Annotated in this window: 17 protein-coding genes; 4 read left to right on the forward strand and 13 right to left on the reverse strand. The window is 50.3% G+C overall.

Annotation, left to right across the window (positions count from 1 at the left end):
- A partial coding sequence (locus tag KNP83_RS13155; protein WP_214762881.1) for a hypothetical protein occupies positions 1 to 595 on the reverse strand: 595 nt, incomplete at its 3' end.
- Between the two features lie 253 nt (positions 596 to 848).
- Here KNP83_RS13155 and KNP83_RS13160 point away from each other — a divergent pair.
- Positions 849 to 1,457, forward strand: coding sequence for a helix-turn-helix domain-containing protein (locus KNP83_RS13160; protein WP_214762882.1), 609 nt, complete (start codon positions 849 to 851; stop codon positions 1,455 to 1,457).
- Positions 1,458 to 1,533: 76 nt separating this feature from the next.
- On the opposite strand, the gene KNP83_RS13165 is transcribed toward KNP83_RS13160, so the two are convergent.
- From KNP83_RS13165 to KNP83_RS13175, 3 genes are all read right to left on the reverse strand, one after another.
- Positions 1,534 to 2,475 carry a DNA/RNA non-specific endonuclease gene (locus tag KNP83_RS13165; protein ID WP_214762883.1) on the reverse strand — a complete coding sequence of 314 codons (942 nt, stop codon included), beginning with the start codon at positions 2,473 to 2,475 and terminating at the stop codon, positions 1,534 to 1,536.
- A 56-nt stretch (positions 2,476 to 2,531) separates the two neighbouring features.
- Positions 2,532 to 2,912 (reverse strand): hypothetical protein, encoded by a 381-nt coding sequence (locus KNP83_RS13170; protein WP_214686262.1) that lies wholly within the window; start codon positions 2,910 to 2,912, stop codon positions 2,532 to 2,534.
- 123 nt (positions 2,913 to 3,035) lie between these two features.
- Positions 3,036 to 3,317 (reverse strand): hypothetical protein, encoded by a 282-nt coding sequence (locus tag KNP83_RS13175; RefSeq protein WP_214686260.1) that lies wholly within the window; start codon positions 3,315 to 3,317, stop codon positions 3,036 to 3,038.
- A 144-nt stretch (positions 3,318 to 3,461) separates the two neighbouring features.
- Between KNP83_RS13175 and KNP83_RS13180 the strand changes: the two genes are divergently transcribed.
- The 3 genes from KNP83_RS13180 to mphN all read left to right on the forward strand — a co-directional run bounded on the left by KNP83_RS13180 (position 3,462) and on the right by mphN (position 5,955).
- The gene (locus tag KNP83_RS13180; RefSeq protein WP_214762884.1) at positions 3,462 to 4,304 is read left to right on the forward strand and encodes a ComEC/Rec2 family competence protein; all 843 of its coding nucleotides are present in this window, start codon (positions 3,462 to 3,464) and stop codon (positions 4,302 to 4,304) included.
- Positions 4,301 to 4,525, forward strand: coding sequence for a DUF3006 domain-containing protein (locus tag KNP83_RS13185; protein ID WP_024127775.1), 225 nt, complete (start codon positions 4,301 to 4,303; stop codon positions 4,523 to 4,525). The genes KNP83_RS13180 and KNP83_RS13185 overlap by 4 nt, the downstream gene beginning before the upstream one ends.
- Before the next feature lie 539 nt (positions 4,526 to 5,064).
- Complete coding sequence (mphN, locus tag KNP83_RS13190; RefSeq protein ID WP_029596482.1) at positions 5,065 to 5,955, forward strand: macrolide 2'-phosphotransferase MphN; 891 nt, start codon at positions 5,065 to 5,067, stop codon at positions 5,953 to 5,955.
- A gap of 69 nt (positions 5,956 to 6,024) precedes the next feature.
- Here mphN and KNP83_RS13195 read toward each other — a convergent pair whose 3' ends face one another.
- The 9 genes from KNP83_RS13195 to KNP83_RS13235 form a co-directional block, all read right to left on the reverse strand.
- Positions 6,025 to 7,461: an ImmA/IrrE family metallo-endopeptidase gene (locus KNP83_RS13195; protein ID WP_214762885.1), complete on the reverse strand. Its 1,437-nt coding sequence runs from the start codon at positions 7,459 to 7,461 to the stop codon at positions 6,025 to 6,027.
- Between the two features lie 4 nt (positions 7,462 to 7,465).
- Positions 7,466 to 7,753 carry a hypothetical protein gene (locus KNP83_RS13200; protein WP_214754919.1) on the reverse strand — a complete coding sequence of 96 codons (288 nt, stop codon included), beginning with the start codon at positions 7,751 to 7,753 and terminating at the stop codon, positions 7,466 to 7,468.
- 5 nt (positions 7,754 to 7,758) lie between these two features.
- On the reverse strand, positions 7,759 to 8,208 hold the full coding sequence (locus tag KNP83_RS13205; protein ID WP_214762886.1) for a hypothetical protein: 450 nt from the start codon (positions 8,206 to 8,208) through the stop codon (positions 7,759 to 7,761).
- A gap of 9 nt (positions 8,209 to 8,217) precedes the next feature.
- On the reverse strand, positions 8,218 to 9,372 hold the full coding sequence (gene mobP2 / locus KNP83_RS13210; protein ID WP_214762887.1) for a MobP2 family relaxase: 1,155 nt from the start codon (positions 9,370 to 9,372) through the stop codon (positions 8,218 to 8,220).
- On the reverse strand, positions 9,365 to 9,616 hold the full coding sequence (locus KNP83_RS13215; protein ID WP_029596487.1) for a hypothetical protein: 252 nt from the start codon (positions 9,614 to 9,616) through the stop codon (positions 9,365 to 9,367). The genes mobP2 and KNP83_RS13215 overlap by 8 nt, the downstream gene beginning before the upstream one ends.
- Before the next feature lie 192 nt (positions 9,617 to 9,808).
- The gene (locus KNP83_RS13220; RefSeq protein WP_029596488.1) at positions 9,809 to 10,648 is read right to left on the reverse strand and encodes a hypothetical protein; all 840 of its coding nucleotides are present in this window, start codon (positions 10,646 to 10,648) and stop codon (positions 9,809 to 9,811) included.
- Entirely contained in the window at positions 10,649 to 11,227 is a 579-nt protein-coding gene (locus KNP83_RS13225; protein ID WP_214762888.1) for a hypothetical protein, read from the reverse strand.
- A 30-nt stretch (positions 11,228 to 11,257) separates the two neighbouring features.
- Positions 11,258 to 12,364, reverse strand: coding sequence for a lysozyme family protein (locus tag KNP83_RS13230; RefSeq protein ID WP_251139390.1), 1,107 nt, complete (start codon positions 12,362 to 12,364; stop codon positions 11,258 to 11,260).
- A complete protein-coding gene (locus KNP83_RS13235) occupies positions 12,364 to 14,316 on the reverse strand; it encodes a VirB4 family type IV secretion system protein (protein ID WP_214762889.1) in 1,953 nt (650 codons plus the stop codon). The genes KNP83_RS13230 and KNP83_RS13235 overlap by 1 nt, the downstream gene beginning before the upstream one ends.
- Positions 14,317 to 14,333 lie beyond the last annotated feature (17 nt).

The following is a 14,333-nucleotide window of genomic DNA, read 5'->3' on the forward strand; positions in this document are numbered from 1 at the left end:
CATAAGGTTTCACAGATTGTTCGAATCGAATGCGTGCAAACCACTCTGAGACGGTCTCGTGAGGTTTTCGTTTTTGAGTGTCGCTCAAGGTGTCATTTAGCTCCACGAGTAGTTTTCCAAGCTCAGTATCAGAGGCATAGAGAAAGGTTGGTGTTGTGTTGGTCACCGTGTTCATGTTGGCTCGAACTGAGAATGGTCTCTCGTCAGCCGAGGACGGTGTCGCTTTGCGTCGCCGCTTGTCCCACCAATCCCGTACGCGCTTGTAGTACTTGAGAAATAAAATGAGCAAGAAAGCTATAACGACCCATTTCAGGACATCTGAAGCAGTCTCTTGATCTTCGCCAGACGCCTTCTTTTCAAACCGTTCTTTTGCCAAAAGATCATACCACCTCGGTATATCATTCGTATCCTCTAGATTCTCTGTTTTTTCTTTAAAGGTTGCCAATTCACCATCGATATACCTTGGATTTCCCGACATGTCTTGTTGGGTGGGGCGATCTACAATCATTCCATAAAGGAAAGCCCCGCCGGTTTTAAATAAAGCGAGGATGACTAAGGTCGAAATGATGAAATAATACATTTTTCTTTTCTGCATAAACCCTCCTCTTATACAAGTGAAGTTAAAGATATACATCTTACCCCTTAATGTCCCTTTAAATACAAAAAAAGTCAATTATTAAAAAGGATTTCGCTTTTTGATTCCAAATTAAATTTCTACCATGATTAATTCTCTTAATTTTGATTGATATCCCTTCTAAAAAGTAGAGTTTGTTTCTATATTTTTAACACAATGATCATGGTATTATTTAATGAAATGATCATTGTGTTAAAAGGAGGATTATCTTATCATGTATACGATTGACGAGGCATTTGAAATCTTATCGAAGAACAAGCTCACAAGCCATAAGGAGACGGTCCGCAACTGGGTACGAAAAGGCGTGATCCAGGCAGAACCGCTCGAGTCGCGTAAAAAAGGTTATCGGATCAGTGAGGAGGCGCTCGAACAGTTCATCAAAGAACGGATGCCTGAAGGATGGGAGCTGTATCCGGAGTCAGTGACAGGGGATGCTCGGGATGTCGTCAAGAATGAAGAAGAGGCCCCGTATCACGTCGAGGTCGATGTAGAAGCGATTAAAGAGCGAGCCCGCGAGGAGATGTGGTACGAGCTTCTCGGTAAATTCGTCTTCGAGGACTACTTCGTCCTGAAAAAATCAGAGGTCAAGGCTGCTGTCGAGCATATGCGGTATTCAAAAGAGTTCGGAGCCGAGGTGTGGGATCGTTGCTCGAAGCACACGTGGGGCCACGCAACACCTCGAGTCCCGTACCTGCTCGATTACTTCATGTTCGAAGGAGAGCGGATTCCCTTCAATAAAGATTTCGGTGGAAGAGATGAACAGATCATCCACGCGTTAACTGAAAAAATTCGGCTCGATAAAGTGAAGCGAAAACGTAAATGAACATAAAAAGACATTCTCTTAAAAATAGAGGATGTCTTTTTATACAATCATCATTGTTTTAATTTTCAGGTTAAAATCATTCCCCGACCATTCCGTCGTTGTCGTTATCACGCATATAGGGGTAGAGCCAATGGTCGCTCATGATCGGCATCGTGAAACCGGCGTCTTTCGCTTCCTGGATCGTCACCTGACCGTTCCCATTCGTATCTACGCTCGAGACATCGCCTGTGGCCTCAAGTGTAGCTGCGGGTTCCGGTTCACTTTCTGTGAGGCCGAGTGTTTCGTTCACTTCATCCGGGTTAACGTTGTCGAAGGAATCGGTGACGACATTTCCTCTGACAGTGTAGGTGTACTTATAGTGTGAAGGGGTGTGTGTGCTCGTATCTGGATACGTGATGATCGCCTCGAAGTCGGCCGCGCCGCCGGCCTTACGGATTACATCCTCCATATAGGCCTGGTCCCCGTAGCGGTTGAGCGTGCTATCCTGTGGTGTGATGTTGTAGGCGTTCGAGACGCCCCCGAGCGAGTCGGCGATGACGTGGCCTTCATCGAGATCACTGTGTTCGACGCCTGGGACCTTCGCCTCGTCATGATAGTAGCGGCCATCCGAGGTCACATCCTCCGAATCATCATCCTGCAAGATGATCTGATCGGCGATGACACGAATCAATTGACCATGTTCGTTCGTGAACGCCCAATACTCGCGATCTCCATATCCGATATCGACGACGACGTTCGCCTCACGGTACCCGGACAAATCGCCACCGTCAACATTGATCAGTTTATAGCCGGAGAATTGATTGTTATCCGAATTTGTGACCGTTCTCTCGGCTTCTGCAGGCTCTTCTGCAGTCGTCTCCGTATTTGAGTCGTCTGTGCTCGTTTCGGTCGTCTCGACGACTTCTTCTGTTTGAGTAGCAGGCTCCTCTGCTTTCTCATTTGTAGAAGGGGTGTTTTCACTGGTACAACCGGCCATCAGCAGGATGGCCAAAGGGAAGGCTAAGTAGGTAAATTTCATTTTGTTCTCCTTATAGCATGTATATATGTAGATGAGTCAATACGATCTATGTTCAATTATATCCTCCGCATGTTTACGATGCGCCAATCCTTCACGTTTTGTTCGTCCATATGTTGAGTGACGCGTTCAATCATTCCAAATCGTTCGCGCTGACAAAAGTTGTAGGCTTCTTCCGGTAATGGCAGTTCTACCTCAATTGTGACTTTCACTTTTTTTCTTCGTTTGTTGAATCGACTTAGCAAATGATGTTCTAGCTTCGTGATGAACGCGTCGTCGCCAACACCCTCTTCTGACTTCAGTACGCCGGTTATCTCAGTACTGATTCCATCAAGGTGGTGTTTGATTTCAAACGGTGTCGCATCCAAGTACTCGCAAAGGTGATCAAAGCGTAGTATCTCTGTACTGTGATATTGCTGGATCCATTCTTGAAGTCGCATAAGGAGAACCCCTTTTTAGTTCAAGTGTACCTCGTAGGGTTGTAATAAACAGTGACGAAGTCGTGTACAGCGTGTGTAAGGTGCCGCACATGAGACCTGTTCGATTTCATATTCTGTCCTTCCTTAAAAACGGACTTTGTTCCGGATCTTCATCTCTTCCAACTTTGCCTTTTTCACATCAGGATCAGTGGTGAACCTATAGCTGCTTCCCTCATGGATCCAGGTCTCATCAAGAATGATGCCATTCATAATGTGACGATACGGCATTGCGGTGCATAACGTGTATCCCTTCAGATAGTGTGTAGCTTCCTGAATGGAGACACACTCCTTTAATTCTACCCCGTCTTTAAAAATCAGGACCGGTTTATTCGTCTTGTTTATTGCGATTGGTTTTCGTAAATCCATTTCTCTCACTCCTCCTATCAATTACACCTTGCCTATTTATGTATACGGTCAACCACAGGAATAAGAAGCTATTTAACAAATACCGGATTATAATAAAGGTGTGTTGGATAATTTTACAATAATTATAAAGTGGAGTGATAGAAGATGAATAAATTGATCAAGATTGGGAGTGCCGTTCTATTTAGTGGAGCGCTATTGGTGTCGCCATACGGGGAAGCATCAGCCGCTGCGAGCATCAAAGTCCATTACATCGATGTCGGGCAAGGGGACGCCATCTACATCAAGATGCCAAGCGGTGAGGACGTCATCATTGACGGTGGGAACAAAGGTAAAGGGGATGCCATCGTCGCCTATCTCAAAAAACAAAAAGTCGACGATATCGAAGTATTGATCTCGACGCATCCGGATGCGGATCATATCGGTGGATTGGACGAAATTTTAGATGCCTACCGTGTCGAGAACGTCTACGCACCAAAAGTGAAACACACAACCCAAGCCTACAAAGACTTCCTTCAAGCCGTGAAACGGGAAGGGAAGACCATCAAAACGGCACAGGCTGGCGTGAAACTGCCGATCAAAGGTGTCAGTGCGAAGTTTGTGGGTCCGGTCAAATCCTACTCGAACAGTGACTTGAACAACTGGAGTGCAGTCCTTCATGTCACGTACAAGAAGAACACGTTCTTGTTCACAGGGGACGCGGAACACGTTTCTGAGAAGGACATGATGGCCAAGAAGCAGACGCTCCGTGCAGATGTCTTGAAGGTGGGGCATCACGGTGCCAAGACGTCGACGAGCAGCACGTTCCTGAATACGGTCAAACCGAAGCATGCCGTCATCAGTGTCGGGAAGAACAACTACGGGCACCCGACGTCCGAAGTGGTGACGAACTTAAAACGCCAAAAAGCGAACACGCTTCGTACAGACAAAAATGGCACGATCATTATCACAGGAAACGGCTCGAGTTACGCCGTGAAGAAATCAAAATGAAGCGACGCAGAGGGATCATCGACCGGTTTGAAGGAGATCTGGCTGTCGTCGAATTCGGAGAAGTGATGGAGGATATTCCAAAGTCACGACTTCCAGACACGGTTCAACCTGGTGACGTGCTTTGGTTTTATGAAGATGGGAAAGTTGAAGTGGACGCCAAGGAACGCAAACGATTATCGAGTGATATCGATGAGTTGATGGATGAGCTTTGGGAAGATTAAAAACGAGTATCAATTATTCATGATTGTATTTTTAAAACTTACAAATCAGTATTTTTTAATAAAGACAAATCGGCAAATAATTTTTATCTAAATATAAAGCTCGATTGACATTGAATAAAAACTGATATAAAGTCAACAGCATAATATTCACTAGGAGGATTGTTAAGAATGATGCACGCCGGGAGATTACGCCACCACACTTTGAACAATGGCTAATTGAATATGTTCAAAGGCTCTGTTTTCATAAAACAGAGTAAATGGGAGTAGTCTGCACATTTTTATCAATCTTTGACGAAGAAACCACACACTTACAAACATAGCAGATTTACAACTCTTTTTGTCGTGTCCTTTTATTTTTGATAATGGACGCTTCTTGGTTGTAGCTCATTTACTCTTGATCACAGACACCATTTTGTCTGTGATTTTTTTTATGACTTCATTTAGTTAAGTCTAATTAGAAAAGATTGAAATGAAAAAGTATTAAAAATGCATACATTTCACTTGCTTATCGCACAACATAAAAATTGGAGGAACAAATCATGAACGAATTTAAACGGCTTGCAAAAAATAAAGGATTAGATGTGTTAGAGAATAGCATTGTGGTAAATGAATCGGGTGTTGATTTTCAAGTTGCTTATGCAAAAGATACGCTTGGTAGCAAGTGGATACTAAGAATTCCTCGAAGATTAGATTCGATGAGGAGCGCCTTGAAAGAAAAGGGGGCACTAGAAATTATGGAAGAACATGTGAGTTTTCAAGTTCCAAATTGGTCAATTTTTGATGATGAACTAATTGCGTATAAGCAATTAGATGGTGTTCCGGTTGCAACAATTGATGTAGAGCAACAAGATTACATTTGGAGTTTTGACAAAGAGAATACACCACAATCTTACTATCAGTCATTAGGTAAAGTGTTGGCAGAACTACACACATTACCACATCGACACTTCAAAGAAATCGGTATCAAAACTCTATATGCTAGAGATTTAAACAGTTCAATGAAGATACGGATGGAGAAGGTGAGACAGAAGTATCATGTGAATTCAGAGCTATGGGAGCGTTGGCAAGAATGGTTGGCGAATGATTCGCTATGGCCATCGCATGTAGGTGTAAGCCACGGGGATTTACACCCTGGCCACATACTAATAAATAAGAATTTTGAGGTCTCTGGTTTGATAGATTGGACAGAAATTAGTATTGCGGACACATCTGTGGATTTTCTATCACATCTATTACTGTTTGGTAAGGATGGTTTGACAAAGTTACTCGATGCTTACGACAATGCAGGCGGAAGAACATGGTCAAGAATGGATGAGCATATAATTGAGTTGTTAACAACCAGCGCAATAACTGTAGCTGAATTCGCAGAGATATCTGACCTACAAGATATGCGTGAAACAGCTGCTCATATGCTTACACAAAATGTATGAGGTAAAAGCAATGGCAGCGCTCTGAAATTGAAAAGGGTATGAATTTTAAAATCATCATACCCACGAATGTCACCAGAGTCTTTCGATGTTAAACAATGAAATTCTTGAAAGGGACTTTTGTTCTTCATCTAACAACACGTCATGCCAGTGATTTTCAAGCGATTTCAGGACCGGTCTCTCCAAACGATTGGTTTTTTCAAGATGGTGTAAAGGATGTACGGCACTTTCCGGGACGAAGTGACCACTGACCAATGGTTGATTCGGTAATGCGATTGTATAAGCCACAAGCTGATCTTCACTGAAGTCATGATTATTGGCGATGCCGAACTGCTGAAACCCGAGACCCATACCATGAATATACATGAGCGGCTCATCGACGCGATCCACCTTCAGGTTCGTCTCGAGGGCCGCTTTTGCGTTCAGATAGGGCTCCACCTCCTCGGGGAACACACTTTGTACGGCATGCACCCGTTCATAAAGACTGAGGTCAGCGTCTTTCCATCCCATTGGCCGCTCCAGCTGTTCAAGGTAATCAAGAGGGCTCTGCTCTTTCTCCTGTTGCAAGGTGTTCACCTTTTCTAAGTGTGTCTCGATATGTTCGAGGAAGCCTGCGGACGTCTGGTGGACCTCCTGCAACAATTTTTCCTTGTCGAGGAGTTCCTTGTCTTTCGTCCAACCGGCCAGATAGGAGAGCGAGAAGTCGTCCGTCGAGAACCCGAGTTGATGTGAGACGACATAGGCGACCATCTCGGCTTGGAACTCCTTCTCGGGTGCCGTGAGCGGATGATCGCGTTCAAAATTCCGCTCCTGATTGTGTAGCTCCGCATGGGCAAGCTCGTGGATCAGGACGCTGATGTCCTCGATAGATGAGTTCCGCGGGTTCAAGGCAATCGCATGTAGCTCCGGATAGTAACAGCCCTTCGCCGTTCCGATCTCGTCGAGCGGTTCATCCAACAGCGTCACATTCCGGGCATCCGCGAGCGTCGTCAAGGCGTCACGGATGTCTTGTTCGTTCTCCATCCCGCCGTCCCGGTGATACCGTTTGAAGATGTCCGAGACCTCGATTCCTTTCTCGCGTGCGTCGGTCTGCGTGTACTCGAACACGTGACCGATCTTGAAGTACATCATCTTGCGTGACGGGATGCGTCCTTGTTTCACGCCGTCCTTGATTGGCTTCGGTGCCTTGCTGAGCGGTACCCATTCATCTTTGTGCAAGACATACGTCACCGGGTTCGGGACAAATACTTTGATGCCACGCTCACCTTTTTGGACCTGTGCGCCTTGCTTTTCCCAGAACGGGTAAGAGCCGACCGCGACCGCGCCGGGGAATTGGGACTCGATCAAAATTGCGTTCCGCATCGAGTATTGATGAAACTTGCCGAGGAACTGTAGATGTTCCCGGATTTTTTCCGGACTCTCGAAGTAGCTGTCGATCTGTTTTCCCATCTGTTCGGTCAAGGCCTCGAGCTCGGCCTTCCGTTCTTCGTTCGTCTTCATCTTGGCCATCGTGTCAGACTCCTTCCTTCAACAAGTCGGTGACAGATTCATCACTATCCGCAAATTCGTCCAGTTCACGCTCGAGTTGTGGCGACGTTTCCGGTATGTCGAGTAACAGCTGTGTCCGCTCGAAATTGACGGGAAGCAAGACGATCTCGTCTTGCGCGACGGCGGTCAAAAGTTGGTGCTCGGAAACGGACACCGGCATGTCGTATCGCTTTCCATAGATGAGGACCGTGACGGTATCCGGTTGAAGCGTCAACAGTTGTCCCATCGTGAAGGGACGGTCAAGTGGTCGCATAAGATTCATCCTCTCTCAACAGTTAATGTGTCCTTCTTCTGTTTTTGGTGTTCGATGCGCTCCTGGACGATGCGTTCCGCCGTCGCGAGAAACGTCGGCTTGAATTGATCCGTCGTCATGATGTCCTCGATGCCCTCGGTCTGCATCAGCGCCTGCAGAAGCTCTGTCAGGATCTGCCCGTGGCGATCGGAACGGTTCGCGGCGAGTCGGATCCGCTCGAGTTCCGTCGACACCTGCTTGTTCATTAACTCCTCGATATGACTTGTAACCTGCGTGCTGATCGAGCGGGTGAGGAACTGCATGTCCCACTTCCCGTCAGCCAGTTGTTTATGCTCGTCTGCGATATGGTCGATGACCTGACCGAGATGGCCGAAGCGTTTGTCGTCGGCGAACTCTTCTAAATACGCGACCGTCTCCGGCTTTAATCGGAGACGGATCTGTCTCAACTCTTCCATCGTCCTCCCTCACTTTCCATATTCGATGTCCCGTTCCAGCTGTTCGAAAGCTCGTTGGTTCTTCAAATGTTCGAATTCGTCATTCATGTGCCGCTCGATACGGTAGATTGATTCGTTGAATATCTTTTGTTGGTTGAACGCGCGTCGGACCGGATGTTTAGGGGCTTCAATTTTTTCAAGTGTCATTTGTTCCTTTGACAAGTCTCGCATCTCAGCGAGGATGGCATTCCCCATCCGGGTGTAGAGATCCTGTCGCTTCGTCGTCCGGTAATGCTCGGCCTTCTCCGTGTCGCCGTAGCTACGACGATGGAACGACACTTCCTGTTCAAGTCGCTCGTTGAAGGCTTGGAACTCTGATTTGAAGTGAATGTCGATATAACTGTCGGTCAGACGATCGAGCGATTCCCGAAGCGGCTGCATCCCGTTCATGTTGTAGCGCCACTGTCGTTTGTCTTCCGGCAACCGCTCATAGATGTCCTTGAATTGACGGACGAGCTCGGGATGCAGGACACGGTTCGGGAGCGTTGGAATCTTCCGGTTCCGTTTATGGGCGACCAGTTCGTCTCTTATGAACGCATTCAGTTTCTCCTGTTCTTTCGTCCGGTCGGCGAGGGAATGGATGACCTTCGACTTCATCAGCTCGATCGATTTTGGTTTGCGTTTGCCGCGCTCGCGCATATGGCTCGTCTCGACGATGGCGACATGCACGTGGATGTTGTCGGTGTTGTAATGCACGGCGCCGGTCCAGTAGGCGTGGACCATCTTTTCTTTTTGGAGCATCGCCTCGACCGCATTCCGTGTCGCCTGAATCAATCGTTTCTCGTCGATGAGGTCGTCGTGGACCACGCCGGTCTCGCGTAGCCAAGCGTTATCGAACGAGATGACGTCTTGCCAGAGGATGCTCCCTCTCTCTTGCGCATGCTTGAAGATGTCGCGGACGGCGCGACGTTTTTCGTCGTTCAACCGATCGTCCACGCGCGTGAACAGACCGCTCGATTTCGTCTCGTCTTCCATGTAGTCGTGATACGTCTCGAACTGTTCGCTGCTGTCTTTCGCGTCCGGACGATTGATGTAGTCGAGGTACGTCGTGTAGCGACGTGACTTCTTTTTTGTGCCTGGCACCTTGAACTTTGATTTGATGACGACACCCGGCGTCTCATGCATCCTGCATCACCTCGTTCAACAACCGGGTCACCTCGGCGAGCTCGTCCGCACTCCGTTTCAAGTGGAGCGTGTTCGCCTCGAGCTGTCGTTCGAGCCGCTCGACCTGCGTCGATTGGATGCCGTTCGCACACCAGGAGGCGAGCAGTTCTTTCAAATATTGTTGCCGGGAGCGGTTGTGTTCCTTCGCCCATTCATCGATTTGCTTCACGATGACGGGGTCGATGTCGCGGAGTAACAGATCCATTTGCCTGACCACCTTTCTAGAGGCTACATATTGCCGACGTCCTAAAAGTTCGTTCAAAGAGCATAAGGGGAAACTGCTATCACTTGTCGTGATAGCCCAGGCAGAGCCTGGGGTTTCCGTGATATCACCAAAAGTCCGAAAACGGCACGAAATGTGCCAGTAAAACCAGCGATTTGGCACAAAATGTGCCACTTAAATCGATAGTTCCCGAAGCCGGACGCGTAACTTGTCGTGCTTTTCTTCGAGCGCTTGGACCGACTGTTCGAGTTTCTCGAGTTCGAGTGTGAGCTCGTCACGCTTCCGACCAAGATCGAAAATCTCGTTCTCCTGTTCGACCTGTTCGTCGAGCGAGAGGTAGGGAAGTTCGTCTTCGAGTTCCTCTTTGTCACGGTCGAGTCGCTCGATCTGTTGCCGCTGCGCCTCGACTGATTGTTGCGTCGTTTCCACCTGTCGTTCGGTCTCCGCGAGCTCATCCTCGACGAATAGTCTCGTGAAAGTTGTCTCGTCAGATGAGGTATGGTTCGCCTGTTCGATGGTCCGACGGTCGGCATAGAGGGACGTCAACAGACTGCTCTCCCGTTCCTCGGGTGTGAGTGATTCGATTGCTTGTGACTCGTCCACCCCATAGATTCGGATGGCGAGCTGGTCGAAGTCGTTCGGCACGTCCTTCAATTCGAGCACGTACTGATTGTTCCGTTCATACAGCGATGTGACTTCCTTCTCGGAATCAGGACGTGCCTTATAGACGTAGCGGAAGAGATGATCGTTCGTGTTACCTGGTGCTTCATCGAGTGAGAGTCGAATGCGCATTGTCTTCGTCTTCGTATCGTAACTAGACGCGTGGAGCGTCACGGTCTCCCCGTTCGAGAGACGGATTGCCTCGTTGATCGGCGTCTCATTGACCGGTGCCTCCTCGGCGAAGAAGAACGACGAGGTACCGAAAAAGAGGAAGCCGATGACAAAGAATACGCCGAGTCCGAGGTAGAACCGGGAGACGTTCTGGGTGAGACGCCGTCGCGTTTGCCGTCGCATCTAGATCCCTCCTTTCGGTGTCAAATCTTCCATTTCTGTGACGACCAAACGTCCGTCGATGGACTCGAACGTCAGGGCCAACAGTTCTTGCGTCGTCTCTTCATAACCCGTCTCGGTGATCAACAGGTCTTGTTCGAATCGCACGAGGCAATCTTCTCCGGAGACAGAAGGGAACACCTCGATGTCGCGGACGATCGTCTCGAACGTGCCGACGTCACTGCCGTCAGCGGTGAAGAGCGTGGCCGCGAGTTCCTCGGACATGACACCTTTCGCCTGTCGTTTCTGGGTCGTGTAACTGTCCTTCGTGATGGTAAAGGCATACTCGATGAAGCGCGTCGCGTGTGTCGTCAGCTCCTCCATTCGTTCCGTCTCCGTCGAAGCGACGACTGGTGCAGTGTCTGACGGCGTATTTTCGGAGGTTGCCGATTCAGAGTGAGTGACGCTCTCATTTTTCGTCTCGCTCGTGTCTGAAGTACTCGTGACAGCCGTCGCTTGTTGATAGAAAAAGACGTTCGCTGCGATCGAAATCAGGAGCAGTACCCCGAACAGATACGCGAGGTGACGTGCGGTGAAGTTCATTCTTCCTCCTCCTTTTCATACATGCATGACTTATAATTCGAAGACCGGGGCGGGATTGATATGACCGGACCATTCAGCCGTCTTGATCTCGAAGTGCAGATGGTTCCCGCTCGAACGGCCGGTCGTGCCGCAGTACCCGAGCGCTTGCCCAGCGTCGATCTGTTGGCCCGTTTGGACGCCGAGACGACTCAGGTGCGCATACGCCGTAATGTAATTGTCGTGCTGGACCTGGACGAGATTGCCGTATGGTCCGCGGTTCCCGCTATAGATGACGGTGCCGCTCTTGACCGCGTGGATCGTGTCGGACGGGGTGCAACTGAAGTCGATCCCGGTGTGGTTGTCCCGTTGTCCGAAGACGACGCGCCACCCGAAACGCGATGTCACGTTGAGCGGGATGGCGAGCGGAGAACGTAACCCCGACAACAGTTCTTTCGTGATAATCCCATCGGCGACGGCGACCGGCGCGAGGTATTTCAACACCGCGTCGACGTATTCGATGTCCCCGTAACAGGCGCCGTGCTGGACCGCACTCGGGCGATGACAACGATAGATACCGGTGTGTTTCACGCGCTGGTACATCATCCGCGAGAATGAGATGGCGAGCTCTTTCGAGTAGCGCCCGCCGTTCTCCTGGACATAATCGATAAAGCCGCCGCCGAAGTTGTAGCTCTGTAACGTGAGCTGCACGTCGCGGTTCGCCCGTTCGAAGACGGATGCGAAATGTTCGACGCCGTAGACGATACTCTCCTCGGGGGAGGTGATGCACCCGATCCGTCCACACTGCGATTCGCTCGCCTGCATCGGGTCGTTCCCGCGTCCGCCGCTCTCCTGCATCATGAGCGCGAGTACGAGGTTCGTCTGTTCGGCTAGTCCGTGCTTCGTCAGTTCACTTTCTACCAAGCCCCGATATTGGAGCACCTGGTCGCTTACCTGGAGACCGCCGGCCGTGTCGAATGTGACGTCGGTCGGTTGTTCGTTCTGGACACCCGTGAGCTTGTCGAGGATTCCGACGACGAGGATGACCAGGAACAAGACGAGTGCCGCGATGCCGAGCAGGATGAGTCGCCATTTGAGCGTCGCAAGCTGCCACTTCACCATGAGGGCGAAGTGGGCAATCCGTTTCGCGGCCGCCCACATCAGGCACCTCCGCCGAACAGGGCGAGCTCCTCGGGTGCGACATCGACGTCAAAGATGAGGTTCTGTACGCCGGATATGCTGAGGACGACGCGTCCCGTCTCGAGCGAGGGGATGATGCGCATCTCGGAATTCGAGAGTTGGCCATCAAACACCGTCTGGATGATTGGGATGCTCTCCGCGTCCTGTTCGCCGATGATCTTGTATTGCGTAAGCTGGAAGAGCGACTTGACGTTCTCGGCGTTCTCGGACTTCGATCCGGCCGGCACGAAGTCGGTGATCAAGTGCGACACGAAGAAGATACCGCCGAAATACTTGCGCGCCTCGCGCATGCAGCGTTGCAGATACAGGATGGCCGGTTGCGCGATGTCGCGCGTGTTGAACAAGTGGTGCGCCTCGTCGATGACGATGAGGTACTTGCATGCCTCCTCGGTCCGGAGCACGCCCTGGTTATAGGCTTTCAGTTGACTCGAGCCGTTGGCGATCATCCCGTCCCACAGCATGTTCATGAGCGAGAACACCTGCGCCTGGAATACCTCGTCCCGTAGGCTTGTCAGGTTTCGGAGCGGGAACGAGACGATGAGCTCTTCGTCGAACCGGTCGATCGAGGAGTGGCCGTCGAAAATGTTGCCATAGTTATGGACGAGGTTCGTGATAGCGAGCTCGATGTTCTCGAGACGCCGTACCCGGTTCGGACTGATCGCTTCTTTGATCGAGGTGCGTGTGTCGTCCGTGTAGAGCTCACGCCGCACGAGTTTTAAGAAGTCGGAGAACGTCGGGTACCGGTTCGCCGGATGCGTCGTGATCGGCAGTTCGCCCTGTTCGTCCCAGAGCCCGTGCCGAACGTACAAGTCCCGGAGCAGGATTTCGAACTCGTTCGTTTCTTCCTGTGTCGCCGCCGGGTTGATGTAGTGATAGAACACGGCCATCTTCGACAGGTGTTGCATGAACGAGAGCGCCTCGTTGGCGCTGCCGTCGTTATTCGTCACGGTCTTATAGACATGGAGCGGGTTGATGAGACCGGCCGACCCGTCGAGTGCGATTTCTTTCCCGCCGAGCTGCCGCACGAGGTCGGAGAACTCGCCCGTGACGTCGAGGATGCGGATCTTGTTGCCCTTGATCGCCTGGTCGAGCACCGTCTTCTTGAGGAGTGTCGACTTGCCGGACCCCATCTTGCCGATCATGAGCGCGTTATAGAACTTGCGCTGTTTGTCCTTATGGAACAGGTCGAAGATGACGCTTCCGTTCGTGTCGGTCGTCCCGTAGTACGTCCCGGTCGCGTCTTGGAGCGACGTGAAGTGGAACGGATAGCCGCCAGCGATGGAGAGGGAAGGGATCTCTTTCCCACGTCGCCGATTCGGCAGTTTTTGTTGTTGGTCATAGCTCGTGAACAGGCTCTGCCACTCCCATTCCTGCTCGTTCAGGAAGATCGTCGAGCGGAAGTTCCGGGCCTCGAGTTCTTCCATCACTTCCTGTACTTTCACCTCGAGCGCGTCGAGCGTCTTCGCCTTCACATAGAGGCGCAGATGCAGATATTTCATCGTCTCGCCCTGGGTGATCTGTTCATAGAGCTCGTTCAGCTCCTTATATGTCTCCCTAGCATCGATGCGGTCGATGTTGTCCTTCGCGTTCTCAAAGCGTGTGTTCTGTTCGGCCATCGACTTGTTGATGGTCTGGATGATTTCACGCTTGTCGGCCGTCCCGATGTCGAGCGTCGTCAAAACGCCCGGCATGTTCAAGATGGGTTCGAGCCAGTAGTCATAGACGAGCGACTGATATTTATAAACATGGAGACACGACAGGTAGCCGTCCCCGAGCCGGACGAAATTGGCGTCGAACTTAATACCACCCTGCGGCTGGATTTTGGCGATGACGTCGGTGTTATAGCCTTTCTTGATTTTGACGATCTCCGGGTCCTGTTGTTTGGATAACTTTTCACGCAGGCGCTGCCACATGCGCGTCACTCCTTTCT

This window comes from Exiguobacterium sp. s146 (assembly GCF_018618415.1).
In the GTDB taxonomy this organism is placed as follows: domain Bacteria; phylum Bacillota; class Bacilli; order Exiguobacteriales; family Exiguobacteriaceae; genus Exiguobacterium.

Excerpts from the sequence above, each read along its gene's own strand:
- KNP83_RS13205 (WP_214762886.1), bottom strand. The coding sequence starts at position 8,208 with ATGGAAGAGTTGAGACAGATCCGTCTCCGATTAAAGCCGGAGACGGTC.
- KNP83_RS13215 (WP_029596487.1), bottom strand. The coding sequence starts at position 9,616 with ATGGATCTGTTACTCCGCGACATCGACCCCGTCATCGTGAAGCAAATC.
- KNP83_RS13235 (WP_214762889.1), bottom strand. The coding sequence starts at position 14,316 with ATGTGGCAGCGCCTGCGTGAAAAGTTATCCAAACAACAGGACCCGGAG.
- mphN (WP_029596482.1), top strand. The coding sequence starts at position 5,065 with ATGAACGAATTTAAACGGCTTGCAAAAAATAAAGGATTAGATGTGTTA.
- KNP83_RS13160 (WP_214762882.1), top strand. The coding sequence starts at position 849 with ATGTATACGATTGACGAGGCATTTGAAATCTTATCGAAGAACAAGCTC.
- KNP83_RS13175 (WP_214686260.1), bottom strand. The coding sequence starts at position 3,317 with ATGGATTTACGAAAACCAATCGCAATAAACAAGACGAATAAACCGGTC.
- KNP83_RS13185 (WP_024127775.1), top strand. The coding sequence starts at position 4,301 with ATGAAGCGACGCAGAGGGATCATCGACCGGTTTGAAGGAGATCTGGCT.
- KNP83_RS13220 (WP_029596488.1), bottom strand. The coding sequence starts at position 10,648 with ATGCGACGGCAAACGCGACGGCGTCTCACCCAGAACGTCTCCCGGTTC.
- KNP83_RS13230 (WP_251139390.1), bottom strand. The coding sequence starts at position 12,364 with ATGTGGGCGGCCGCGAAACGGATTGCCCACTTCGCCCTCATGGTGAAG.
- KNP83_RS13225 (WP_214762888.1), bottom strand. The coding sequence starts at position 11,227 with ATGAACTTCACCGCACGTCACCTCGCGTATCTGTTCGGGGTACTGCTC.
- mobP2 (WP_214762887.1), bottom strand. The coding sequence starts at position 9,372 with ATGCATGAGACGCCGGGTGTCGTCATCAAATCAAAGTTCAAGGTGCCA.
- KNP83_RS13195 (WP_214762885.1), bottom strand. The coding sequence starts at position 7,461 with ATGGCCAAGATGAAGACGAACGAAGAACGGAAGGCCGAGCTCGAGGCC.
- KNP83_RS13165 (WP_214762883.1), bottom strand. The coding sequence starts at position 2,475 with ATGAAATTTACCTACTTAGCCTTCCCTTTGGCCATCCTGCTGATGGCC.
- KNP83_RS13180 (WP_214762884.1), top strand. The coding sequence starts at position 3,462 with ATGAATAAATTGATCAAGATTGGGAGTGCCGTTCTATTTAGTGGAGCG.
- KNP83_RS13170 (WP_214686262.1), bottom strand. The coding sequence starts at position 2,912 with ATGCGACTTCAAGAATGGATCCAGCAATATCACAGTACAGAGATACTA.
- KNP83_RS13200 (WP_214754919.1), bottom strand. The coding sequence starts at position 7,753 with ATGCGACCACTTGACCGTCCCTTCACGATGGGACAACTGTTGACGCTT.